17 protein-coding genes are annotated in these 25,357 nt (G+C 52.2%); 6 read left to right on the forward strand and 11 right to left on the reverse strand.

The features are described 5' to 3' along the window. The first annotated feature begins 433 nt into the window (after positions 1-433). On the forward strand, positions 434-1,201 hold the full coding sequence (locus tag NXS97_RS09345; RefSeq protein WP_259232006.1) for an alpha/beta fold hydrolase: 768 nt from the start codon (positions 434-436) through the stop codon (positions 1,199-1,201). Between the two features lies 1 nt (position 1,202). After that, the gene (locus NXS97_RS09350) at positions 1,203-2,375 is read left to right on the forward strand and encodes a nucleotide disphospho-sugar-binding domain-containing protein (RefSeq protein WP_116220022.1); all 1,173 of its coding nucleotides are present in this window, start codon (positions 1,203-1,205) and stop codon (positions 2,373-2,375) included. Between the two features lie 52 nt (positions 2,376-2,427). On the opposite strand, the gene NXS97_RS09355 is transcribed toward NXS97_RS09350, so the two are convergent. The 6 genes from NXS97_RS09355 to NXS97_RS09380 form a co-directional block, all read right to left on the reverse strand. Next, entirely contained in the window at positions 2,428-3,975 is a 1,548-nt protein-coding gene (locus tag NXS97_RS09355; RefSeq protein ID WP_014606568.1) for a methyl-accepting chemotaxis protein, read from the reverse strand. A 609-nt stretch (positions 3,976-4,584) separates the two neighbouring features. Further along, positions 4,585-5,853 (reverse strand): D-threonate kinase, encoded by a 1,269-nt coding sequence (locus NXS97_RS09360; protein ID WP_031283385.1) that lies wholly within the window; start codon positions 5,851-5,853, stop codon positions 4,585-4,587. Then, the gene (locus tag NXS97_RS09365) at positions 5,853-6,809 is read right to left on the reverse strand and encodes a 2-keto-3-deoxygluconate permease (protein WP_139366895.1); all 957 of its coding nucleotides are present in this window, start codon (positions 6,807-6,809) and stop codon (positions 5,853-5,855) included. Before NXS97_RS09365 ends, NXS97_RS09360 begins: the two co-directional genes overlap by 1 nt. Positions 6,810-6,960: 151 nt before the next feature. Then, positions 6,961-7,323, reverse strand: coding sequence for a protein YacL (yacL, locus tag NXS97_RS09370; RefSeq protein WP_013024643.1), 363 nt, complete (start codon positions 7,321-7,323; stop codon positions 6,961-6,963). Between the two features lie 158 nt (positions 7,324-7,481). After that, positions 7,482-10,079, reverse strand: a complete 2,598-nt coding sequence (gene acnB / locus NXS97_RS09375) for a bifunctional aconitate hydratase 2/2-methylisocitrate dehydratase (protein ID WP_085980279.1) — start codon at positions 10,077-10,079, stop codon at positions 7,482-7,484. Positions 10,080-10,324: 245 nt separating this feature from the next. Further along, positions 10,325-11,323, reverse strand: a complete 999-nt coding sequence (locus tag NXS97_RS09380; protein ID WP_013024641.1) for an aldo/keto reductase — start codon at positions 11,321-11,323, stop codon at positions 10,325-10,327. A gap of 97 nt (positions 11,324-11,420) precedes the next feature. Here NXS97_RS09380 and NXS97_RS09385 point away from each other — a divergent pair, with 97 nt between their 5' ends. Next, positions 11,421-12,341, forward strand: a complete 921-nt coding sequence (locus NXS97_RS09385; protein ID WP_105077131.1) for a LysR family transcriptional regulator — start codon at positions 11,421-11,423, stop codon at positions 12,339-12,341. A 619-nt stretch (positions 12,342-12,960) separates the two neighbouring features. Here the strand turns inward: NXS97_RS09385 and lpdA are convergent. The 4 genes from lpdA to pdhR all read right to left on the reverse strand — a co-directional run bounded on the left by lpdA (position 12,961) and on the right by pdhR (position 20,112). Then, complete coding sequence (lpdA, locus tag NXS97_RS09390) at positions 12,961-14,385, reverse strand: dihydrolipoyl dehydrogenase (RefSeq protein WP_014606575.1); 1,425 nt, start codon at positions 14,383-14,385, stop codon at positions 12,961-12,963. A gap of 283 nt (positions 14,386-14,668) precedes the next feature. Beyond that, positions 14,669-16,564, reverse strand: a complete 1,896-nt coding sequence (aceF, locus tag NXS97_RS09395; RefSeq protein WP_112900227.1) for a pyruvate dehydrogenase complex dihydrolipoyllysine-residue acetyltransferase — start codon at positions 16,562-16,564, stop codon at positions 14,669-14,671. A gap of 14 nt (positions 16,565-16,578) precedes the next feature. Beyond that, positions 16,579-19,245 (reverse strand): pyruvate dehydrogenase (acetyl-transferring), homodimeric type, encoded by a 2,667-nt coding sequence (gene aceE / locus NXS97_RS09400; protein ID WP_014592928.1) that lies wholly within the window; start codon positions 19,243-19,245, stop codon positions 16,579-16,581. A gap of 102 nt (positions 19,246-19,347) precedes the next feature. Further along, positions 19,348-20,112: a pyruvate dehydrogenase complex transcriptional repressor PdhR gene (gene pdhR / locus NXS97_RS09405; protein ID WP_013024636.1), complete on the reverse strand. Its 765-nt coding sequence runs from the start codon at positions 20,110-20,112 to the stop codon at positions 19,348-19,350. 512 nt (positions 20,113-20,624) lie between these two features. Here pdhR and aroP point away from each other — a divergent pair. From aroP to NXS97_RS09420, 3 genes are all read left to right on the forward strand, one after another. Beyond that, a complete protein-coding gene (gene aroP / locus NXS97_RS09410) occupies positions 20,625-21,980 on the forward strand; it encodes an aromatic amino acid transporter AroP (protein ID WP_105080503.1) in 1,356 nt (451 codons plus the stop codon). A gap of 176 nt (positions 21,981-22,156) precedes the next feature. Continuing rightward, positions 22,157-23,560, forward strand: coding sequence for a glycoside-pentoside-hexuronide (GPH):cation symporter (locus NXS97_RS09415; RefSeq protein ID WP_014606577.1), 1,404 nt, complete (start codon positions 22,157-22,159; stop codon positions 23,558-23,560). Further along, entirely contained in the window at positions 23,557-24,516 is a 960-nt protein-coding gene (locus tag NXS97_RS09420; protein WP_105077128.1) for a family 43 glycosylhydrolase, read from the forward strand. The genes NXS97_RS09415 and NXS97_RS09420 overlap by 4 nt, the downstream gene beginning before the upstream one ends. Here the strand turns inward: NXS97_RS09420 and ampE are convergent. Next, a complete protein-coding gene (gene ampE / locus NXS97_RS09425; RefSeq protein ID WP_013024632.1) occupies positions 24,498-25,352 on the reverse strand; it encodes a beta-lactamase regulator AmpE in 855 nt (284 codons plus the stop codon). The genes NXS97_RS09420 and ampE overlap by 19 nt on opposite strands. Between the last annotated feature and the right edge of the window lie 5 nt (positions 25,353-25,357).

The following is a 25,357-nucleotide window of genomic DNA, read 5'->3' on the forward strand; positions in this document are numbered from 1 at the left end:
GCACTAAACACTAAAAAACCAATCCAGATCCGTCAAAATCATTAATTTATTTAACATGAATTTCTGTAATGAAAATGATGTGACCTAACAAACTGCATCGCTTTACGCCACGCTAACCAATGCTTTTTCCATGAGGAAGATCACATTATATCGCAAGAAAACATAAGATTAATTTTTGATTAAAAGTAAGCCATTTAAGGTTAGTCATCTAAAACCCCATTAAAAACCTTAACTATCATAGGTATAAAAATAATCCCATTAAAAAAACCAATAAAACATAAAAATAACTTAATGATCACATCACCCTGTGATATACATTAAAAAAATTTACTTTTCGCGGGTAATCGTTGGTAAGGAGAGTGATATGAGTCACGCATACTCTGTTATAAACATAAACAAACTTAACGTTTATGTGGAATTAGTGAAATGCAGCGTGCCCACACGTAACAGGACCATCCTGATAAATGGCGCGCTGGCGACCTCGTCTTCCTTTCGGAACTGGAAGCGGTTTCTGGCGGATAAATCAGATGTGATTACGTTCGATCTGCCTTTTTCCGGCAAATCGAAACCCTACAATGAGCAGGACTGTAATATCGTTACGCTGGATGATGAAGTGGCGATCATTCGGGAAATTATTTCAATCTATAAGCCTAACATTATTGCCTCTGCTTCGTGGGGCGGCGCATCGACGCTGAAGCTGTTAAATAACGGCGAAGATGGCCTGGAACACGCCATTATTGCGTCTTACTCTTTCGAATTTAACGATCGAATGCGCACCTACGTTAAACAGGCAAATCTGTACTCAAAAGAGAAAAAATTTGTCGATCTTGCGCATTTGATGAACGAAGAAGTCGGCGCCTATTTGCCGAACAAAATGAAATTCTGCAATTTCAGACACCTCACCACGCTGGATGAAATTGAGTACCGCCAGGGGCGCTTCCACCTTGAGCAAATCGCTAATATTCGCAATCATGACTACAAAAGTATTATCGATAATTCGGCATGTCAGTTTCACTTTATCAATGGCGATCTGGATATTCATACGCCGCAGAAAAACATTGAAAAGATTTGCGGCGAGTCGGACAAAACCTGCTTTTATCAGATCAGAGATGCGGGACACTTTTTAGATCTGGAAGGAAAAGTTAGCCGGGAGCGTACGGCTGCCGCCTTTAACACCATTTTTAACCAGATTGGTGTCTGAAATGAAAGTGATCATTGGCGCACTCGGCTCAGCTGGCGATGTCTTTCCCTGTATTGAAATTGGATCGCTTCTGAAAGAAAAAAATCACGATGTTTATTTGCTCGCTAACGATTACTTCAGGTCAGAAGCCGTTTCTCGCGGACTTTCCTTTGTTGCGGTAGGCGATAAAGAAACGTACGTCAACGCGGTACAGGACCGTTCGCTGTGGGAAAAAAAGCACTCTCTGAAACGTATCTCACACTATATGGCGGAACAGCAGGAAGCCATGTTCAATGCCATGAGCGCCCTTGTGGATGATGACTGCATTATCATTCATTCTTTATGGTGCTTCGCTGCAAAAGCGGTAAGTGACAAATACCAGATTAAGAAATATGCAATCAGCCTGACCAATTCAAATTTAAAATTGCAGCCCGGGCGCGTGATTAACGCGCTGGAAAAAGGCCTGCGAGTGAATCTGAACTGGAAACTGGCCTTATTTCAACGCGCACTGGTGTCACCCGCACTTCAGGATACGCTGGACAAATTACGCCGCGACAATCACCTGCCCGCCTGTCGAAATATTTATGCTGACTGGGTGAGCGGTGGACAGCGTTCGATCGTGTTATATGAACCCTGGTTCTATCAGAAAAAAGCGCCTAACGGGTTTTACGCTGGTTTTATGCTTAATAAAAGCCGTGCATCAACGGATGACGAACAGATTACCGCCTTTATTGACTCCCGAACGGTGGTGTTTTTTACCAGTTGGGCACTGGCTGAGAAAAAGTCCGTTAGCCAGATATTGCAGGACTTAAAAGCTGAGGGGTTAAAATGCGTACTTGTTACGCCAACAGCAACCACCTTGTCGGTGAACGATGACGTGATGACCGTACCTCAACTGAATATTGCCCTTGTCGAAACGTGCTTATTTGCCATTCATCATGGCGGTATTGGCACCACCGCGCAGTTACTCAAGAATGGCGTTCCCCAACTGATCTATCCCCGCGCGTTCGATCAGTTTGAAAACGCCCGTGCACTTGAGCGGCTGGCCTGTGGGCTGAAAGGAAAAGGGATAAAGGAAATCCGGAAAATGGCGGTGCTTTCACGCCATAAGAAACATAATTGCGATTACTACGCGGCGCAATTTGATAAAGCGGGCAATAAAAGTCACGAACTGGAAAACTTTCTGACCCGTTAAGCCATCCGGCACAGCCAGCCAGGCATGATTTACCCTGGCTGGCCGATGGGCATCAGATCTGAAACGCGGCCGTTAATACTCTCAGGCTCCTTGCCTGTTCCGTTAACGACTGGGATGCAGAAGCGGACTGTTCGACCAACGCCGCGTTGCTCTGCGTTACGCTGTCCATTTGGGTCACAGCCACGCTGACCTGCGAAACGCCCTGCATTTGTTCTACCGATGCCAGAGCCAGCCCATCCATATATTGTGCCAGCGAGGCGACCTCGCTCGCGGCTTTAAGAATACTGTGTGCCGTATTATCTGCCGCTTTTACGCCTTTCTCGACGCCACTGACGGCTTCTTCAATCAGGGTGCCGATTTCTCGTGACGACGAGGCGCTGCGTTGAGCCAGCGTCCGGACTTCGCTCGCCACCACGGCAAAACCGCGACCATGTTCACCTGCTCTTGCTGCTTCAACGGCGGCATTCAGCGCCAGAATGTTCGTCTGAAACGCGATGCTCTGAATGACCGCCGTAATCTCTTTGACCTTGGCCGCACTCACCGAAATGCTGTGCATGGTCTGACTCATTTCATTGACGGCTTTTTCACTGGCGCGGGTCAGCGATTCCGTCTCGCGAGCCGAAGAGGCGGTGGATTCTGCGACGGAAGTGTTATTGCGCACGGTAGCGGTAATCTGCTCCATACTGGCTGCCGTCTGCTGCAACGCGGCAGCCTGCTCCTCCGTGCGGGAAGAGAGCTCTGTATTTCCCTGTGCAATTTCGCTGGCTGCCAGTTCAACCGACGCAGCGGAATCTTTGATCTGAGAAACCAGTGTCCGCAGATGATTTTGCATATTGGCCAGCGCCGCAAGCAGCTTGCCGGTCTCATCCTTTCGATCCACGGTAATGACGGAGGTCAGGTCGCCCCGGGCGATGGTATCAGCCGTATTCACCGCCAGCGTCAGAGGACGGGAAATGCTACGGGAAATAAGCAGTCCCAGCACCAATGAGATGGCTGTCGAAAGCACCAGCCCGCCTGTTAACGTCATTCTGGTCTTTGTACGCTCAGTGATTAACTCGTCTGCACGGGCCTGCAGCAACGATTTTTCAGTGGCAATCATTGACTCAATGACAGAGCGCATCGCATCCATTTGAACTTTCCCTTCACCCGAGGCAAAGAGCTCAAAAAAGCGCTGCTGATCCAGCGAGCCCTGATTCAGGCGTTCGCGCGCATCGATCACCTTTTGGGCATAGGTTTCCAGCCAGGCCTTTTGTCTGTTTTCCAAATCAACTAAACGTTTCTGCTGTTCCGGATTATCCTGGGTCAGCTGATGCGTACTCTCTATATATCGACTGAATGCCTGTTTTCCTTCATTAAACGGGACCAGCATCTGCGGTTTGCCGTTGAGCGCAAAACCACGCACCCCCGTCTCCATATTAAGCAGGTTTTCGGTGGCCTTGTTTAATCCTTCAACAACCTGATAAGTATGAATATTAAGCTGGCTGGCTTGTGTTACCCGGCCAAACCCGGCATAAAACAGGCCACAAACGACAATCATGACCAGCGTAATCGCGCCAAATGCAATATAGAGTCGTGTTCTGATAGATGTGTTGCTGAGCATAATTTCTCCGCGAGTGGAAAAAAATAAATAAATTCCATTAATTAACTGAGACTAATGGCAAAAACATTAATAATCAGGCATGTAAATTTAATGAAAAGCCTGTTAACGCACCCAAAAATGAGTGACGCCAATATAAACGCATTAATGTCCAGTTGATTATTAACGCAGTTGCTGAAATTTCCACTGCGTTACCTTTTTAATTTTAAGCCACTTCAAAAAATCGCAGAGATGCTTATCTATCACTATGCAGCTTCAGCGGAGCGTGAATTAACCCACCGAAATAAAAGAGATTAAAATCAAAGACTTTTAAAAGAGATGAGAATGAAAATGCTTACAACATTGCGTTGAAGGAATAAAGTGCAACGTTAATTTGACTTAGCGCCATCGCATTATTAACCAATTAAATGTTATCACTCATGTCAAAACCGCCTGTCATCTCCTCATCTTTTTGGTGAAAGGTTATATTTTAATAAAACAGAACATCGCGCGCGGCGTTAAATATTGCCCTGTGCCCCGTGCTCTTAATACAAATCAGCCCTACCTTGTGCTCTCTGAAATCGATTTTAACCTGCACATCGACTGCAACGTCGCCGATGTACAGGCCCGGGCTTAGGGTTGGAGATACAACTCTTCTATGTAGTGCAGGGCTTCGCATAGCGTACTGTCTGTGCCAAATCCCCCCGCCTTGGTAATAACCGGCAGGTCATCAATTTCACTGTTCACGAAGGTACCGCAGGGGATACAGGGAGCGACTTCGCTCTGAATACGATAACCTTCAGCGCCCAATGCGTTAGCCACCGCAATAGCGATGTCCCCACCGGTGAGAAACAGGCCGCCGGTACGAGCACGATCGAGAATCGCCAACGTGATCTCTCCCAGCCGCTGACTCAGCTTTTCACCTAAGGCTTCACGACTCAGTTCGTAGTGCGCGGTCAGAGCATCAATCTGATTACGATCGTCAACGCTGCTGCTGGTCTGAAGAACACAGTGCCTGTTCTGCATCAGAATCTCGCACGCCTGGGCCACGATATGCTCGCACTCATCTTTAGGCCCCAGAAGGGTTTGTACCGCAATTCTGACAACGTCAACGCGTCCTGAGCGCTGCGCCTGCTCAACCTGACGTCGGGTCATTTCACTCATTGAGCCTGCCACCACCAGTACGGGCAGAGTTTGATGCATAGTCATGTAACTTTCAGCCGGAAGTGCATTCGCCAGCCCCGCCGCACCGACCAATAAAGGGGGCTGGGTCATGGCCAGGGCGGCCTGGGCAATTAGCGTCAGATCGTTATCATTTTCGGCATCCATGACCACGATGCCCCCTCCCTGCCGGGCCAGACTTTCAAGCCGGGCACGTAGCTCACCGCCTCTTACCACGTCCAGCGACATTTCACTCACCGGCAGACGAGTCTGTAAGCCGATAAGCGTACTGATTCGCGACGAAATAATCGGGGTGCGAGGATCGCTGGCAAACTCTGTCTCCAGCAACGGACGCTGGTGCACCAGGCACTCACCCTGGCGCGTGATGCGGCCTGCCGAAGGTATGGCCGCGGCAACGATCGCCAGCGTGGCACCACTTGCCGCCATAGCCGCGGCAATCTCTGCCCCGGGGTTCCCCCGCAAGGTCGAGTCGATTTTTTTATAAATCAGTACGTTATTTTGCGTCGTGCCCAGCCAGGCAGAAAGCGCCTGAGTAACGGCAATGCTCGCCTGCTCTGCGCTAAGCGCCCGGCTATCCGTGTTGATGACGAGTACGTCAGTCCGCCGCGAGGGTTTCTGCTGTGGCGTCAGCATCACTTCGGTGCGTGCGCCCTTTTTGGCCAACTGGACACCGGTATCGTTTGCGCCCGTAAAATCGTCGGCGATGACAAGCATTTTCATCATAACTTCTCCGTGGATGACAGCGATCGCTGCTGATTACTCTTTGCCACCCATGAGGTCAGCATGGGCGTTAAAATTGCGGTAACAATGACGGACGTCGCGACCAGCGGCGTGGCCGACGCAACGACGTCCGCCAGGGCGGGATCGGCGTGAGCAATAGCAACAGGCGTGGCGACAGCATTGCCCGCCGTGCTGGATGCCGCCGCGCCGGCAATTCCGCTGCCACCTAACAAGCGATCGACTTTTATATTAAAGAAGCCGCCGACGAGCGTGGTTAAGCTCCCCAGAACAATGCCAGCCAGCCCGCCTTTGAGCAGCATGGCAAAATCAATGCTGGCGCCCAACGCAAAGGCAAAGAAGGGAATCAGTATCGGGCCGCCCTGAGACAAAAAATCGCGCATTTTTGGATCGAGATTACCGAGCAACATGCCCAGCAGCATGGGGACGATCACCACCACCACCGACATGACAGGAATATTTGCCATCCCTGCCGCGCCCAGGGCAATCATGGTGAGTACCGGACCATCGTTAAGGGAGATCACGGGGGTCGCGCCGACTTCATTGTCCTGGCCAAACTCCCCCGCGAGCGCAGCATAAAGGCCGCCATTCGTATTGCTCATGGCCGAAATGACGGCGACCGACGTCAGTCCCCACAGCCCCTCCGCGCCAAAAAAGGTATCCACAGCAAAGCCCACGGCCACAGCAACAAGAAACTTGCTTGCCGTGACGCCACCGCCTATCAACAAGGCTTTGGGTGCCGCTTTGATATATATCCCTGCGCCCATACAAAACAAAAATGCCCCAATCAGAGCAGGTGCACCTTCTTTAAAAAGCGCGGTGGTAAAGCCGCCCACCTGTAAGGCTTCGGGCGCGAGCGTATTCACGATGGCCCCTAAAACCAGCGGGACAACCATCATACCGCCCGGGATTTTTTCAACTGTTGCTTTAATATCCATATTATCACCATTATGATTAATTATAATCACCATGATGATATTAAATCATTAAGAGGAAAATTGCGGCATGAATCGCAGAATAGCGCGCGGTTAGTTGAGCATAATCAATCAATACGGAGGGGAACCACAGGGCCTGCAATACTCACCGGTATTATCTGTTTTGCATGAAGCGCCGCCAGGCAGCAATGACCGCCAGAAAATCTTCCATACCGCAGAAGCATAAGCTTTCTTCATCGTAATAATTCATGCCCTCTTCCATTTCATCGCCTTCAAAATTCAGCGTATTCGCGCGGACAATCACCTCTTCGTCATCCATCCACAGCGTGTATTCCCGCCCGATACGTTGCCACTGACGTTCACTTCCTTTTAATTTATGGGCTTCCGCTTCTACCTCATCCAGCACGCTGGCATCGTGCTCGACCTCTTCATTAAACCAGTGGCCCAGTGCTTCATGTCCCATCGACATACGAACTTTCACTTTGCCCGTGATGTCACGTAGAAATTCATACTCCATGATCTTATCTCTCTATCAGTCACTCGCGCTGTTATACCGCTATTTTCATTACCATGCACCTGCTTAGCGCACACATCCGGCTTCCTTCATGACACTTTTCAGGCATAAAAAAAGAGGAACGCCAGAGCGTCCCTCTTAAATGGACCAACGATCAGCAATCAGACGGCGGTCTGGAAAATCACGCCATCCGCTTTTTCAGTGTACTGGCTCAACTGGTCAAAGTTGAGATAGCGATAGGTATCGCTAGCCGTTTTATCCACCTGCGCCATAAACTGCTGATACTCATCTGGCGTTGGCAGCTTACCTAACAGTGATGAGACCGCCGCCAGCTCCGCAGAAGCCAGGTAGACGTTAGCCCCTGTACCTAAACGGTTCGGGAAGTTACGGGTTGAGGTCGAAACGACCGTTGCGCCATCGGCGACACGTGCCTGGTTACCCATGCACAGTGAACAACCCGGGATCTCGATACGCGCACCGCTCTTACCGAACACGCTGTAGTAGCCTTCTTCCGTCAGCTGTGCCGCATCCATTTTGGTCGGTGGTGCGACCCACAAACGGGTTGGCAGCTGGCCTTTGTGGCTGTCCAGCAACTTACCTGCCGCGCGGAAGTGACCGATGTTGGTCATGCACGAACCGATAAAGACTTCATCAATCTTCTCGCCCTGCACATCTGACAGCAGACGCGCATCGTCGGGATCGTTTGGCGCGCACAGAATCGGCTCTTTGATCTCCGCCAGATCGATGTCAATCACCGCAGCATATTCTGCATCGGCGTCGGCTTCGAGCAGCTGTGGATCCGCCAGCCATTTCTCCATGCCTTCGATACGGCGCTCAAGCGTACGACGATCGCCGTAGCCTTCTGAGATCATCCATTTCAGCAGGACAATGTTAGATGTCAGATACTCTTTGATCGGCGCCTGATCCAGCTTGATGGTACAGCCTGCAGCAGAACGCTCAGCAGACGCATCGGTCAGTTCGAACGCCTGCTCCACTTTCAGATCGGGCAGACCTTCAATTTCAAGGATGCGACCGGAGAAGATGTTCTTCTTGCCTTTCTTCTCAACGGTTAACAGGCCCTGCTTAATCGCATACAGCGGAATGGCGTGAACCAGATCGCGCAGCGTAATGCCGGGCTGCATTTTACCTTTAAAACGTACCAGTACCGATTCCGGCATATCCAGTGGCATAACGCCGGTCGCTGCCGCAAAGGCAACCAGACCCGAACCTGCCGGGAAGGAAATACCGATTGGGAAGCGGGTGTGGGAATCGCCACCGGTGCCGACAGTATCCGGCAGCAGCATACGGTTCAGCCAGGAGTGAATTACCCCATCCCCAGGACGCAAGGAAACGCCGCCACGGTTCATGATGAAGTCTGGCAGCGTGTGGTGCGTGTTCACATCGACTGGCTTAGGATAAGCCGCCGTGTGACAGAACGACTGCATCACCAGATCGGCAGAGAAGCCCAGACATGCCAGGTCTTTCAGCTCGTCGCGGGTCATAGGACCGGTGGTATCCTGCGAGCCTACCGAGGTCATTTTCGGTTCGCAATAGGCACCCGGACGGACGCCGTCCACGCCACAGGCGCGGCCAACCATTTTCTGCGCCAGTGAGTAGCCACGTGAGCTTTCCGCCACGTCTTTCGCGATACGGAACACGGTGCTGACAGGCAGCCCCAGGGATTCACGCGCTTTGCTGGTCAGGCCACGACCGATGATCAGTGGAATACGGCCACCGGCACGCACTTCATCAATCAGCACGTCGGTTTTCAGTTCAAAACTGGCCAGCAGATCGCCGGTTTCGTGATTGCGCACTTCGCCTTTAAACGGATAGATATCAATGACATCACCCATATTCAGGTCGTTCACATCCACTTCGATCGGCAGCGCGCCGGCATCTTCCATGGTGTTGAAGAAGATAGGCGCAATCTTGCCGCCCAGAACAACACCACCGCCTTTCTTATTCGGCACGTTAGGGATGTCATCGCCCATAAACCACAGCACCGAGTTGGTGGCCGATTTACGGGATGAACCTGTGCCCACAACGTCGCCCACATAGGCCAGCGGGAAACCTTTAGCCTGCAGTGCTTCGATCTGTTTGATCGGACCGATGTTGCCTGACTCATCCGGCTCAATGCCTTCACGGGCATTTTTCAGCATCGCCAGGGCATGCAGTGGGATATCAGGACGTGACCAGGCATCCGGTGCCGGAGACAGGTCATCGGTGTTGGTTTCACCCGTGACTTTGAAAACCGTAACGGTAATTTTTTCAGCCAGCTCAGGACGTGACAGATACCATTCGGCATCCGCCCACGACTGCATCACCTGCTTCGCGTGTGGATTGCCTGCTTTGGCTTTTTCTTCAACGTCGTAAAAGCTGTCAAACATCAGCAACGTGTGGGAAAGCGCTTTTGCCGCAATCGGTGCGAGTTTCGCATCATCTAATGCTTCAATCAGAGGATGGATGTTGTAGCCGCCCTGCATGGTACCGAGCAGTTCAACAGCTTTTTCAGGAGATACCAGAGGAGAGGTTGTTTCGCCTTTGGCGACAGCAGCCAGGAAACCTGCTTTAACATACGCCGCTTCATCGACGCCGGGTGGTACGCGGTTGACCAACAAATCGGTCAAAAATTCTTCTTCACCCGCAGGTGGATTTTTTAGCAGTTCAACCAGCGCGGCCATTTGGGAAGCATCTAATGGCTTAGGTACGATCCCTTGGGCAGCACGCTCGGCAACGTGCTTACGGTATTCTTCTAGCACGACGTTCTCCTCGCTCTCATTGTATGGGTTTCCGGTGCACCCTGATGACAACGCATTCCATGAGTAGGGTAAGGTGCCCGGTTCCGCGTGGGGCAGCATAGCAGGATTTAACCGCCTTGTTAATCTGTTTACAAAAAAGCAACATTAGGGTTTTCTGTAGCAGAATGCGCTAACTAATCCGGTGTAAACGGAAAAAAAGCAGGGCGTAAAGCCCCGCCTGCTAACACAGTCATACCCGATTACGTTTAGCGGTCGATCATACCGTATTCTGCATTGGCGTAGCGCTCACCGCGAATGTTTTCCGGGGCAAACACAGTATCCAGCATGTCGATGTCGACCTTTTTCAGGGCAACTGACGCGGCGGCACAGTTTTCTTCCAGATGGTGGACTTTGCTTGCTCCCGGAATAGGCACGATATCCTCACCCTTCGCTAAAACCCACGCCAGTGCCAGTTGAGCCGCAGAAATACCATAACCCCGCGCCATCTCCATCAGTTGATCCACTAACTTTTGGTTATGTTGCTGTGACTGCTGCTGGAAACGCGGCAAGCCACGGCGGAAATCATGCGGATCAAGGTCGGTCACCGCTGCCAGCTTACCGGTCAGAAAACCGCGGCCCAGAGGGCTGTAAGGCACGAAACCGACGTTAAGTTCGCGGCAGGTAGCAAGAATGCCCTGCTCGGGATCGCGAGTCCAAAGTGAGTACTCGCTTTGTAAGGCCGAAATCGGATGTACGGCACAGGCACGGCGCAGCGTGGCGGCAGACACTTCCGACAGGCCGAGGTAGCGCACTTTTCCCTCATTAATTAAATCTGCCATCGTGCCCACCACGTCTTCGATCGGCACCGCGGGATCGAAACGATGTTGATAAAGCAGGTCAATATGATCGGTGCCGAGACGCGTCAAAGATCCTTCTACTGCCTCGCGAATATGCTGTGGCTGACTGTTCACACCGGTCATGTTCTCCCAGCCCTGACCGGCACCGCTAATGCTAAAACCAAATTTCGTCGCAACGGTCACGCTATCACGGCGGCCTTTAAGGGCTTTTGCAATCAGCGCTTCGTTTGTGAAGGGCCCGTAGATCTCAGCGGTATCCAGAAAATTAATGCCCAGTTCAAATGCGCGGGAGAGCGTATTTAATGCCTGTGACTCATCCGTGTTGCCATAGGCGAAGGTCATGCCCATGCAGCCCAGCCCGAGTGCTGATACCTGTAAACCCTGATTACCTAATTGACGTTGTTGCATGACATCTTCCTCATTATTGCGGTGTTATTGTTATAATCCTCATCAATCGCAACAACAATTGTGCTTAATTTTCTAATTCAGTGAGAAAAACTCATCAATGACGCTATCCCGGGCAACGATTCAGGAACTGGAAATGTTTTGTGCGATTGCGCACCATCGTAGCTTTCGCAAAGCCGCGCAGGCGCGTAACGTCACGCCCTCGGCACTCAGCCATGCAATGCGCCATTTCGAGCAGCGGCTCGGCGTGAGGCTGCTTAACCGCACCACTCGCAACGTTTCCCTGACCGAAGCGGGCGCGCATTTTCTCCAGCGTATTCAACCCGCGCTGGTCGAACTCTCTCAGGCCGTGGATGAACTTAATGACTGGCGGGCGCGTCCACACGGCAAGCTGAAACTCAATATGCCGCGTTCTGCTGAAACACTGTTCTTTGAAAGCTTGATTCTGCCGTTTATCCAGCGCTATCCGGAAATCACGCTGGAAATTGACAGTAATGATGCGCTGGTCGATATTCTGGAAGCGGGTTTTGATGCAGGCATTCGCTATGGCGATGTGCTGGCACAGGATATGATTGCCCTGCCCTTTGGCCCGGCAATGCGCACTCTGGTTGTCGCAAGCCCGGCCTTAATCGAACGTCATGGCGCACCACAAACGCCGGATGAACTGCTTGCATTTCCCTGCATCGAACGCCGCTTCCCCAGTGGCCGACGCTATCGCTGGGAATTCTGGCACGCGGGGCAAAGGCAGGAGGTCGCGGTCAGTGGCCCGCTGGTGCTGGATAACAACGAGCGGATTTTGCAGGCCGCCCTTTCAGGGGCAGGGATCGCCTTCTTACAGGAAGCCGTGGTCAGCGCCCATCTGCAGCGCGGCGCACTCGTTGAACTGCTCAGTGGCTTTACCCAACATGCAGATGGCTTCTGGCTGTATTATCCTGGCAGGCGTTATGTCTCTGCGCCGTTGCGGCATTTTATTGACTGGCTACGCCTTAATAATAACGAAGCAGGCAATCATAAAAATTGAATAACAACGTGATCTCGCGTTAAAAAAATTAAAAAGGCGCAAAAAAATAAATATAAAAACCTTTTGACCAGGATGCATTAACCTCTGACGATCTTATTAATGGTTCACTAAATAATCCAATAAAATATAAAGAGACACTGAAATATTACATGCGCAGACTGCGGTTGGGTACCTGAATCATTCTGCCTGACGTGAGAACCTGAGGTGGAAAGAGACAGGAACCGCTCACAATAATTTTAACGCGTGCGAGCGGGGAAACCCTGATACCTCAACACTGCAAGCGCTAACCCCTTGCACGATAAAATCAAGAGAGGTGCCACCATCAAGTCGAAATAAGGCTCGCTTGTTTTCAGCGGGTCAATGCTCTTAGGATTACGTTTATCAAATTGACGTTCATTATGTGAACTTCGCCTCAGAATAATGAGTACTGAACTTTTGGCTGTCTTGAATAACGAAACCAGACAGTAAAAAATGCGTTAATGGCGGGATTGACTACGCCATTTTTGCCCGTGTAAACGTGTTAGCACAGGCGCCCTTTCTTTTATTCCTTTCATTATCCGATTGAATCTAAGCCATAAAAAAACGGCCCCATAAGGGGCCGCTATTTCAGTTCTGAAACTTATTTCTTTTTCGCTTTCGCGTTAGGCAGATCGGTGATGCTGCCTTCAAAGATTTCAGCGGCCAGGCCTACTGACTCATGCAGGGTCGGGTGCGCATGGATGGTCAATGCGATGTCTTCTGCATCACAGCCCATTTCAATGGCCAGACCAATTTCGCCCAGCAGCTCACCGCCGTTAGTACCGACGATGGCGCCACCGATAACGCGATGGGTTTCTTTGTCGAAAATCAGTTTGGTGATACCGTCTGCGCAGTCAGAAGCAATAGCACGGCCGGATGCTGCCCACGGGAATGTGGCAGTTTCGTAGCTGATGCCTTTCTCTTTCGCTTCTTTCTCGGTCAGACCTACCCAGGCAACTTCTGGTTCAGTATAGGCAATGGACGGAATCACTTTCGGATCGAAGTAGTGCTTCAGACCTGAAATGACTTCTGCCGCAACGTGGCCTTCATGCACGCCTTTATGCGCCAGCATCGGCTGCCCGACGATATCGCCGATAGCGTAGATGTGCGGCACGTTGGTGCGCATTTGTTTGTCAACGCGGATAAAGCCACGGTCGTCAACCTCAACGCCGGCTTTATCTGCATCCATGCCCTTACCGTTTGGCACGCGACCAATTGCCACCAGAACCGCATCATAACGCTGGGCTTCGCCTGGCGCTTTTTTACCTTCCATTGAAACATAGATACCGTCGTCTTTTGCTTCAACGGCGGTCACCTTAGTTTCCAGCATCAGGTTGAATTTCTTGCTGATACGTTTGGTGAAGACTTTCACCACGTCTTTATCGGCAGCCGGGATAACCTGGTCGAACATTTCAACCACGTCGATCTCTGAACCCAGCGCATGGTAAACCGTCGCCATTTCCAGACCGATAATACCGCCGCCCATGACCAGCAGACGTTTAGGCACTTCTTTCAGTTCCAGCGCATCGGTTGAATCCCACACGCGAGGATCTTCATGAGGAATGAACGGCAGCTCGATTGGGCGTGAGCCCGCAGCGATAATGGCGTTGTCGAAGTTAATGGTGGTTGCACCACCTTCACCTTCAACCACCAGCGTATTCGCACCGGTAAATTTGCCCAGGCCGTTAACAACCTTGACTTTACGACCTTTTGCCATGCCTGACAGACCGCCAGTCAGCTGGTTAATCACCTTCTCTTTCCAGCTGCGGATTTTGTTGATATCCGTTTGCGGCTGACCAAACACAATGCCGTGTTCTTCCAGCGCTTTCGCTTCTTCAATCACTTTGGCAACGTGCAGTAGCGCTTTAGACGGGATACAGCCTACGTTAAGACAGACACCGCCGAGGGTGCTGTAGCGCTCAACCAGTACGGTTTCCAGACCTAAGTCAGCGCAACGAAAAGCTGCAGAGTAACCTGCAGGACCTGCCCCAAGTACCACGACCTGAGTTTTAATCTCTGTACTCATCATGACCTCTTATTGGATTTCCGGCGGGTCAGACGCTGAGCCTATCCCATTAGGCTAGTTAACTGGCCATATTGCGTATGTTGCTACCACCCTACCGTTGACGGGTTTGCGTGGCAGGTACGCAAGCTGACTGCGCCAATTATGCCTAATGGAATAGGCTCATGATGTCCTTATTCCACCGGGACATGTTCACCGCAAGAGTTTACAGAATTGTTAATAAACTGCCAACCGCGGTGCCCTGAATGTTACAAAAAGGCCGGCATTTGCCGGCCTTTTGCGCTTTTTACATAACCAGACGACGAATGTCTGACAGCATATTGCCAATAATGGTAATGAAACGTGCGCCATCTGCACCGTCGATAACGCGGTGATCGAAGGACAGAGAGATTGGCATCATCAGACGTGGTGCAAACTCTTTACCGTTCCACACTGGCTCCATCGCTGACTTTGACACACCAAGGATGGCCACTTCTGGCGCGTTAACAATCGGCGCAAAGTGGGTGGTGCCCAGGCCGCCAAGACTGGAGATGGTGAAACAGCCGCCCTGCATGTCGCCTGCGGTTAGTTTGCCATCGCGCGCCTTTTTAGAGATCGCCATCAGTTCACGAGACAGTTCTGTGATGCCCTTCTTGTTCACGTCTTTAAAGACCGGAACCACCAGGCCGTTTGGCGTATCCACCGCCACACCGATGTTGATGTACTTTTTCAACGTCAGCTTCTGCGCATCTTCAGACAGTGAGCTGTTAAAGCGTGGCATCTGCTCAAGCGCCGCCGCCACCGCTTTCATGATGAAGACCACTGGCGTGTATTTCACGTCCAGCTTACGCTTCTCCGCTTCGGCGTTCTGCTGCTTACGGAAAGCTTCAAGCTCGGTAATATCGGTTTTGTCGAAGTGCGTAACGTGTGGGATCATGACCCAGTTACGGCTCAGGTTCGCACCCGAGATTTTCTGGATACGGCCCAGCTCCACTTCTTCAACTTCACCAAACTTACTGAAGTCAACTTTTGGCCATGGCAGCATGCCCGGTAGGCCGCCACCGCTGGCGGCGGCTGGCGCGGCTTCTGCGCGTTTCACGGCATCTTTAACGTAAGCCTGAACGTCTTCTTTCAGAATACGACCTTTACGGCCTGTGCCTTTAACTTTGGCCAGGTTAACGCCAAATTCACGCGCCAGACGACGAATGACCGGCGTGGCATGCACATACGCATCGTTTTCGGCAAATTCGCCTTTGCTCTCTGCTTTAGCAGCAGGTGCAGCAGGCTTCGATTCCGACGCCGCTGGCGTAGGTGCCGCCTCTTTTTTGGCAGCCGGTGCAGCGGCAGGCGCAGCGCCTTCCACTTCAAACACCATGATCAGCGAACCGGTGCTGACTTTATCGCCCTTTGCCACTTTCAGTTCTTTGACCGTGCCCGCGAAAGGTGCCGGGACTTCCATCGACGCTTTATCGCCTTCCACCACAATCAGTGACTGCTCAGCTTCGACTTTATCACCCACCTTCACCAGCACTTCGGTGACTTCGACTTCGTCACCGCCGATGTCAGGTACGTTGACCTCTTTTGAACCCGCAGCCGCGGCAGGTGCCGATGCCGCTTCTTCTTTCACTTCTGGCTTCGCATCAGAGGCCGGTGCTGCACCTTCTGCTTCAAAGACCATGATGGCTGAACCGGTGCTGACTTTGTCGCCGGTCGCAATGGTGATCTCTTTGACCACACCCGCGAACGGAGCCGGAACTTCCATTGACGCTTTGTCACCTTCGACGACAATAAGTGACTGCTCGGCTTCGACTTTATCGCCAACCTTAACCAGAATCTCAGTGACTTCAACTTCGTCACCGCCGATATCCGGCACAGCAACTTCTTTGCTGGCAGTGGCCGCAGCAGCGGCTGGCGCAGGCGCCGCGTCCGCTTTCTTCTCTTCGGCGGCGGCAGGGGCTGCTTCCGCAGCGCCTTCAGCATCAAACATCATGATCAGCGAACCGGTTTCCACTTTGTCACCGGTTGCGATTTTGATCTCTTTCACCACGCCAGCCTGCGGCGAGGGAACTTCCATAGAGGCTTTATCGCCTTCCACGGTGATCAGCGACTGCTCGGCTTCCACCTTGTCGCCAACCTTGACCAGAATTTCGGTGACTTCAACTTCGTCTGACCCGATATCTGGTACCTTGATTTCAATAGCCATTACTCTGTTACCTCTTAAGCCAGACGCGGGTTAACTTTATCGGCATCGATCTTGAACTTCACGATCGCATCCGCCACGACTTTCTTATCGATTTCGCCACGTTTAGCCAGTTCACCCAGCGCGGCAACCACAACGTAAGATGCATCCACTTCAAAGTGGTGACGCAGATTTTCACGACTGTCAGAGCGGCCAAAGCCATCCGTACCCAGCACGCGGTAATCGCTTGAAGGCACATAGCTGCGAACCTGCTCAGCGAACAGCTTCATGTAGTCGGTGGAGGCCACGGCTGGCGCTTCGTTCATCACCTGAGCGATGTAAGGCACGCGTGGGGCTTCCGTTGGATGCAGCATGTTCCAGCGCTCACAGTCCTGACCATCGCGGGCCAGCTCGGTGAACGAGGTGACGCTGTAAACGTCTGAACCAATGCCGTAATCGGTCGCCAGAATCTGGGCAGCTTCACGCACGTGACGCAGGATAGAGCCTGAACCCAAGAGCTGAACTTTACCTTTGCTACCCTCAACGGTTTCCAGCTTGTAGATACCTTTACGGATACCTTCCTCGGCACCTTTCGGCATCGCTGGCATGTGGTAGTTTTCGTTCAGCGTGGTGATGTAGTAATAAATATTTTCCTGCGCTTCGCCGTACATACGAACCAGACCGTCATGCATGATGACTGCCACTTCGTAGGCATACGACGGATCGTAGGAGATACAGTTAGGGATCGTCAGTGACTGAATATGGCTGTGGCCATCTTCATGCTGCAAACCTTCGCCGTTCAGGGTGGTACGGCCTGATGTACCGCCGACCAGGAAGCCCCGCGCCTGTTGGTCGCCCGCCAGCCACATCAGATCGCCAATACGCTGGAATCCGAACATCGAATAATAGATGTAGAACGGAATCATCGGCAGGTTGTTGGTGCTGTAAGAGGTTGCCGCCGCCAGCCAGGATGATCCTGCGCCCAGCTCGTTAATCCCTTCCTGCAGAATCTGACCTTTCTCGTCTTCTTTATAGTAAGCCACCTGCTCACGGTCCTGCGGTGTGTACTGCTGACCGTTCGGGCTGTAGATACCAATCTGACGGAACAGGCCTTCCATACCAAAGGTACGGGCTTCATCCGCAAGGATAGGCACCAGACGATCTTTGATCGATTTGTTCTTCAGCATCACATTCAGTGCACGCACGAACGCGATGGTGGTCGAGATCTCTTTGTTCTGCTCTTCAAGCAGCGCACTGAACTCTTCCAGCGCCGGCATTTCCAGCTTTTCAGTGAACTTCGGCTGACGTGATGGCAGGTAACCGCCTAACTTCTCACGCTGGCCGTGCAGGTAGTTGTACTCTTCAGAGCCTTTATCGAAGGTGATGTAAGGCAGAGATTCGATCTTGTCGTCTTCGACCGGCACGTTGAAGCGATCGCGGATGTAGCGAACGCCATCCATGTTCATCTTCTTCACCTGGTGCGCGATGTTCTTACCTTCGGCTGTGTCGCCCATACCATAACCTTTAATGGTATGCGCCAGGATCAGTACCGGCTTGCCTTTGGTGTCCTGCGCTTTTTTCAGTGCCGCATAGATCTTCTTCGGATCGTGACCACCACGGTTCAGTGCCCAGATTTCATCATCTGACCAGTCTTTCACCAGGGCAGCGGTTTCCGGATATTTGCCGAAGAAGTGCTCACGCACATAGGCACCATCACGTGACTTAAACGTCTGGTAGTCGCCGTCAACGGTTTCGTTCATCAGCTGGATCAGTTTACCGCTGGTGTCATTACGCAGCAGTTCATCCCAACGACCGCCCCAGATAACCTTGATCACTTCCCAGCCAGCACCGGCAAAAATGCCTTCCAGCTCGTTGATGATCTTACCGTTACCGGTGACCGGTCCATCCAGACGCTGCAGGTTACAGTTGATGATGAAAACCAGGTTATCCAGTTTTTCACGGGTGGCGATGGTGATCGCACCTTTGGATTCTGGCTCATCCATCTCGCCGTCGCCCAGGAAAGCGTAAACGGTCTGACCGGAGGTATCTTTCAGACCACGGTGTTCCAGATATTTCAGGAATTTAGCCTGATAGATGGCATTGAGTGGGCCCAGACCCATGGAGACGGTCGGGAACTGCCAGAATTCCGGCATCAGTTTAGGATGCGGATAAGAGGACAGACCTTTACCGTCCACTTCCTGACGGAAGTTATTCATCTGCTCTTCAGTCAGACGACCTTCCAGGAAAGCACGGGCATAGATACCCGGAGAAATGTGGCCCTGGAAGTACACCAGATCGCCGCCGTCTTTTTCACTGCGCGCGCGGAAGAAGTGGTTAAAACACACTTCATAGATGGTGGCAGAAGACTGGAAGGAGGACATGTGGCCGCCAAGTTCCAGATCTTTCTTCGATGCGCGCAGCACCGACATGATGGCGTTCCAGCGAATGGCGGAACGGATACGACGTTCAAGTGAGGTGTTGCCCGGATAATCCGGTTCATCTTCAACGGCAATAGAGTTGATGTAGTTACTGATTGCGGCAGCACCGCCAGCAACTTTCACACCGCCTTTGCGGGCTGCACTCAGCACCTGATCAATCAGATACTGTGCACGTTCAACACCTTCTTCACGGATGACCGATTCGATCGCCTGTAGCCAGTCACGAGTTTCAATCGGATCCACGTCATTGTGTAAACGTTCTGACATGGGGGTATTCCTTATCTGTGTCTAATACGTTGAAAAATCGGGAGCCTGTTAACGTCAGGGAGACAGGCTCGTCGCACATGTTCGCACGATCTTTGCCGCACGTTATTCCTTACGTTGCTGTAAACGACGCAGGGAGCGTTCTCGACGGCTCTGCTCCCGACTTCTGTCCAGCAAGATTTCCTCAATGAACGCCAGGTGACGGTGTGAAGCCTCGCGTGCTTGTTCCGGCTCACGAGCCACAATCGCCTCGAAAATTCTGGCGCGGTGACCGCTCACTTTCGCCAGCATTTCCCGGCGCGAGTAGAGCAATTCAAAATTCTGTCGAACGTTCTGTTCCAGCATAGGTCCCATTGATCGTAGCAAATGCAAAAGCACGACATTATGGGCTGCTTCTGTGACAGCGATCTGATACTTCATTACTGCGTCTGCTTCAGCGTCGAGATCGCCGCTGTCCTGCGCCTGCTGAATATGAAGATGGCAGTCGCGAATCCGCTGTAAATCCTCTTCTGTACCGCGCAGCGCGGCATAGTAAGCGGCGATGCCTTCTAACGCGTGGCGCGTTTCCAACAGGTCAAACTGCGATTCCGGATGCTCGGCAAGAAGCCCAACGAGAGGATCGCTCACGCTCTGCCAGAGATGTTTCTGTACAAATGTTCCGCCGCCCTGACGGCGTAGTAACAATCCTTTCGCTTCTAAACGCTGGATTGCCTCACGGAGAGACGGACGTGAAACATCGAATTGTTTGGCGAGTTCGCGCTCGGGGAGCAACTTCTCTCCCGGCTGCAGCGTCCCTTCCATAATCAGGGATTCAAGTTGCTGCTCAATGGCATCGGAGAGTTTGGGTTGACGAATCTTAATGTAAGCCATCTTCCCTTCTTAGTGTGCCTGTCTGATAAAGTAAATTGGTAATACCAATTCAAAAAAGGAGCCCGTAAAGTAACAAAGTATTCACCTTGTGTCTATACGGCATCGGTGACATTAAGGTGACGTAAGGCTGTGCTTTTGCATTAACTGTTGAGTTGAAAAGTGGAAAACAGGGTGTTAACTCAATGTTAAATTTTTTCGGGTTTACCTAAAATTACACAAAGCTCCCAGTTAAACCGATTTAGCTCGCTGCGCTTTCCTTTCGCTGCGTTCAGGTTCGTTTTTTACCCACCTCGTCAACATCCCCCTTTTTCCGCTGCTTCTTTTTCAGCCAACTCGTAACAGGTAAAGCGAAAGCAGGTGCAAAGCCCTGCGCTTATCACTATTCTGGTCGGCAGGTTACAGCTGGCGGCATTACGCAAGTCAGATTCCCTAAAAATATCAGTCTTACGTGTATTTAATTCTTTACAGTCAGAGCATCCTGCGGCGAAGAATAACAACATCATGAGGTGTGTATGGAACAACAGCACGGCGAATCGCTGAAGCGCGGTTTAAAAAACCGCCATATTCAGTTGATTGCCCTGGGTGGTGCAGTGGGAACCGGCCTGTTTCTGGGCAGTGCGTCGGTTATCAAATCCGCTGGCCCGGCCGTTATTTTAGGCTATGCCATTGCCGGATTTATCGCTTTTTTAATCATGCGCCAACTCGGCGAAATGGTCGTAGAGGAGCCGGTCGCCGGCAGCTTCAGCCATTTCGCTTACAAATACTGGGGCAACTTCGCCGGTTTTGCCTCCGGCTGGAACTACTGGGTCCTGTATGTGCTGGTGGCGATGGCCGAGCTGAGCGCGGTGGGCAAGTATATCCAGTTCTGGTGGCCTGATTTTCCTACCTGGGCCTCAGCCGCCATCTTCTTTGTGCTGATCAACGCCGTTAACCTGACCAATGTAAAAGTGTTTGGTGAGATGGAGTTCTGGTTCGCCATTATTAAGGTGATTGCGGTTATTGCCATGATCCTGTTCGGCGGCTGGCTGCTGTTTAGCGGTACCGGCGGTCCACAGGCCACCGTGCGCAACCTGTGGGAGCAAGGCGGCTTTATGCCCAACGGCCTGGGCGGACTGGTGATGGTCATGGCCATTATTATGTTTTCGTTCGGCGGACTGGAGCTGGTAGGGATTACGGCTGCCGAAGCGGACAATCCTGAAACCACGATTCCTAAAGCCACTAATCAGGTGCTGTGGCGTATTCTGATCTTTTATATCGGTTCGCTGGCGGTACTGCTTTCTTTAATGCCGTGGACGCGCGTAACCGCAGAAACCAGCCCGTTTGTGTTTATTTTCCACGAGCTGGGCGATGCGATGGTGGCTAACGCGCTGAACGTCGTCATTCTGACTGCGGCGCTGTCGGTCTATAACAGCTGCGTTTACTGTAACAGCCGTATGCTGTTTGGTCTGGCGCAGCAGGGCAATGCACCTAAAGCGCTGCTGAACGTGGACCGTCGCGGTGTGCCCGTGATGAGTATTCTGGTGTCGGCCGTTGCCACGGCATTGTGTGTACTGCTCAACTTTCTTATGCCGGCTGAAGCGTTTGGCCTGTTGATGTCGCTGGTCGTTTCTGCCCTGGTCATCAACTGGGCGATGATTAGCCTGGCGCACCTGAAATTCCGTAAAAAGAAAAATCAGCAAGGCGTAACCACCCGATTCAAGGCCGTTCTCTACCCGCTGGGTAACTGGATTTGCCTGGTGTTCCTGGCCGGCATTCTGGTTCTGATGGCCATGACGCCGGGGATGGCCATCTCCGTCTGGTTGATTCCTGTCTGGCTGCTCGTTCTTGCTGTTGGCTATTTCGTCAAAAATAAGACGCAAAAAGCCTGATCCTCCTGCCCACCCGCCGCCATTTTTCAGCGGGTGGGCCGTCACCAGACCCGACGCGGTTCACACTTCTTCTCGCATGGCTGTTTTGTCCATCATCGCAACGATTTATTGCCGCTCATCCTGCTGATTAAACATTAATACTTCTTTTCTGTTTAATTGTTCTGCAGGAAACATTAATGACAGGTAAAACCCTCTCGTTCAGAGAAAAGCTGGGTTACGGCATGGGTGATGCAGGCTGCAACATGATTGGCGGTGCCGTCATGTTATTTCTCAGCTATTTCTATACCGACGTATTTGGCTTAGCCCCGGCGCTGGTCGGTGTGCTGTTACTCTCCGTCCGGATTCTGGATGCCATTACCGATCCGATAATGGGCGCGATTGCCGACAGAACCCAAAGCCGCTGGGGGCGCTTTCGCCCCTGGCTGCTGTGGGTATCGGTGCCCTACGTTATATTCAGTGTGCTGATGTTTACCACGCCTGACTGGAGCTATCACAGCAAAGTTATCTGGGCGTTTGTGACCTATTTTTTCATGTCCCTGACCTACACCGCGATCAATATCCCCTACTGCTCGCTGGGTGGCGTGATCACTAACGATCCTGGCGAGCGTGTATCCTGTCAGTCGTACCGTTTTGTGATGGTGGGGATTGCCACGCTGATTCTCTCGCTGTCTTTACTGCCCATGGCAGAGTGGTTTGGCGGCGACAATAAAGCGCGCGGCTACCAAATGGCGATGGGCGTACTGGCCCTGGTCGGCCTGGCGATGTTCCTGTTCTGTTTCGCAAACGTCCGTGAACGTATTCATCCTGCCGTGCCGACAAATGATGACCTGAAACACGATTTGCGCGATGTCTGGAAGAATGACCAATGGGTGCGCATTCTGCTGCTCACGCTCTGCAACGTGTGTCCGGGGTTTATTCGTATGGCGGCGACCATGTATTACGTGACCTGGGTAATGGGCCAAACGCCGCACTTTGCGACGTTGTTTATCAGCCTGGGCGTGGTGGGCATGATGCTGGGCAGTACGCTGGCCAAAGTGCTGACCGATCGCTGGTGCAAGCTGAAAGTCTTTTTCTGGACCAATATTGTCCTGGCCCTGTTCTCCTGCGGCTTCTACGGGCTTGATCCTCATGCCACCGTAGCAATCGTTATCGCTTACTTCCTGCTGAATATCCTGCATCAAATTCCTTCCCCCCTGCACTGGTCCCTGATGGCAGACGTGGATGACTACGGTGAATGGAAAACTGGCAAGCGCATCACGGGTATCAGCTTTTCAGGCAACCTGTTCTTTCTCAAGGTCGGGTTAGCGGTAGCAGGGGCGATGGTGGGGTTCCTGCTCTCCGCTTACGGTTACGATGCGGGAGCTAAGCAGCAATCCGCCCAGGCGATTAACGGCATCGTGCTGCTGTTTACCGTTATTCCTGGCATCGGCTATTTGATTACCGCGGGCGTAGTACGACTGATGAAAGTGGATCGTACCTTAATGCAAACCATCCAACGCGATCTTGCCCTGCGTCGCATCGCGGCACAGTCGGGCAGCAACCAGCCGCTGAGCGAGATCCAGACAGGAGCACTGAAATGAGTGAACACTGGCCGAACCCCTTTATCGAACGGCGTGCCGATCCTTTTATCCTGCGCCACAGAGAGCACTACTACTTTATTGCCTCTGTGCCGGAATACGATCGTCTGGAAATCCGACGCGCCAGTACGCTAATGGACTTACGCCACGCGGAGCCGGTGGTGATCTGGCACAAGCCCGATATCGGTCCCTTCAGCGAGCTGATTTGGGCGCCGGAGCTGCATCACATTGACGGTCAATGGGTCATCTATTTTGCCGCAGCGCCCTCGCGTGACATCAAAGACGGGCTGTTTCAGCACCGCATGTATGCGCTGGTTTGCGAGGGTGAGGATCCGCTCAGCGGCCGCTGGCAGCCTGTACGCCAGGTTTTGAGCCATATCGACAGCTTCTCGCTGGACGCCACTCACTTCGTTCATCAGGGTAAAAACTGGTATTTATGGGCGCAGAAAGATCCCGGCATTCCGGGCAATTCCAACCTCTATCTTGCGGAGCTGCGCAACCCATGGACGCTTAAAGGTAAACCGGTCATGCTGAGCCGTCCGGAATATGAATGGGAGTGCGCAGGCTTTAGTGTTAATGAAGGGGCGGCGGCGATAGTGCATGGCGACCAGCTTTTTATTACCTATTCCGCCAGCGCAACGGATGAGAATTATTGTATGGGCCTGCTGTCGATTCCGCGTGATGCCGATCCGCTTAATGCCCTGGCCTGGCAGAAGTCAGCGCGGCCGGTATTCTCAACCAGTTGGGAGAACCGCCAGTACGGCCCTGGGCACAGCTGTTTTACCCAGGATGAAGCGGGGCGGGATCTGCTGGTCTACCATGCGCGCAACTATACGGAAATTGAAGGGGATCCACTGTGGGATGGCAACCGCCACACGCGCCTGAAATATTTTTACTGGCGTGAAGATGGCACACCGGATTTTGGCGTGCCACCTGCGGATTACACCAGCGTCCCGTAAATGGTCAAGAGCGCCACGACCACCACTAATACCAGTGAAATGCGTTTTGCCAGCGCCACCGCAACACGTGGCGTAGCAACCTTATCAGTATGAGGATCGCGGGCCAGCGAAAACTGTGCCAGCGTCGTCAGCACATGGTATTGAGAGCGATGCCTGTCGGTTAATGATGCAAACCAGGCAGGCAACGCTTTTTCACCATGCCCCAGCAGCGCATAGGCAACGCCCGCCAGGCGGACCGGGATCCAGTCAACCAGATGCAAAAGCGTGTCTACGCCTGATTGCGCGCGCGCCATTGGCGTACCGTGTTTTGCCAACCAGCTTTGCCAGGCCCGTAAAAAGGCGTAGCCGACCAGTAAAACTGGCCCCCATGCGCCGCCCACCACAAACCAGAACATTGGCGCCAGATAGAAACGAAAGTTAATCCAGATAAGGGCGTTTTGTAACTCGCGTAAAAATTCGCGTTCGCTGCATTCAACCGGCACGCCGTGGATCAAGGTCAGTTCTGCCGCCATCGCCTGATGCGCGGCCGCCTCATCCCGACTCGCCGCCTGCAGATAGGCATGATAATGCTGACGCACCACACCGGCACCGATGCACAGTAATCCCACCACAATCCAGAACACAAGCTGCGGGATCCCAAACAGAATCCCTTTCAGGCTCCACACCACCAGCGCAGTCAATGCCATCACGACCAACAACATCAACAGAGTACGCATGAGGGAAACCTGCCGACGGCGACGAAAAACAGGTTCAAGCCGATGATCCAGTTGCCAGTGCTCTCCCAGCTTAAACAGCCGCTCCCAACCTAAAACCAGTAACAAGGTAAATAACGTCATAGTTA

The organism is Pantoea sp. B623, assembly GCF_024814475.1.
Taxonomy (GTDB): Bacteria; Pseudomonadota; Gammaproteobacteria; order Enterobacterales; family Enterobacteriaceae; genus Pantoea; species Pantoea ananatis.